The organism is Halorubrum sp. Atlit-28R, from assembly GCF_003665955.1.
Lineage (GTDB): Archaea > Halobacteriota > Halobacteria > Halobacteriales > Haloferacaceae > Halorubrum > Halorubrum tropicale.
Window position 1 is genome coordinate 1 of the sequence record NZ_QPLS01000065.1, and the last position, 736, is coordinate 736.

The following is a 736-nucleotide window of genomic DNA, read 5'->3' on the forward strand; positions in this document are numbered from 1 at the left end:
TCGTATCGTCTTCACTTTCGAGACAACCGGCGGTCGCTCCGAGAAGTGACAGTCCCGACAACTTCAGCAGTGTTCTACGATCCATGTCCTGTGATGGCATGACAGGGAACTCTCGCCGATTGTCGTAAATATACCTTCAACCGACCATGGTCGGCTACGGGTCGAAAAGTAGAACAATTGACGTACAGCGGATTTATTCCAACAATATAAAGTCAGAATTATTTGGTAGGGTTCCCTTTTAGGGCGGCACTCACACAAGAGCGTTGCATGATTCCCCCCATCGCGAATAATTTCGTGGCGGGTGAGACGGCCGACAGGGCGGTCTCGCACGTCGAGTCGCTGAACCACGACGGTATCGCGGGGATACTAAACCTGCTGGGAGAACACTATTCTAATCGACAAGAGGCTGACGCCGACGCCGACGCGTACGTCAGTCTCGTCCGACAACTCGGGGCGACGAACCTCGATGGATGCGTCTCGGTGAAGCCCTCACAGATCGGACTCGACGTGAGCGATACTGCATTCCGCGAGAACCTCGACCGCATCGTCGACGCCGCGGCCGACGACGACGTATTCGTCTGGGTCGACATGGAAGATTATACGACAACTGACGTAACTCTCGACGCCGTCGACGACCTTGGACACCGGACCGACGGCAACGTCGGTGTCTGCGTGCAAGCGAATCTGAAGCGGACGCCGGACGACCTCGCTCGACTGGCTGACGTTCCCGGAAAGG

Annotated in this window: 1 protein-coding gene; it reads left to right on the forward strand. The window is 56.4% G+C overall.

What is annotated here, in order from left to right; translation table 11 throughout:
• Positions 1 to 267: 267 nt before the first annotated feature.
• On the forward strand, positions 268 to 736 hold a 469-nt coding region (locus DVK06_RS16805), incomplete at its 3' end, for a proline dehydrogenase family protein (RefSeq protein WP_199718752.1).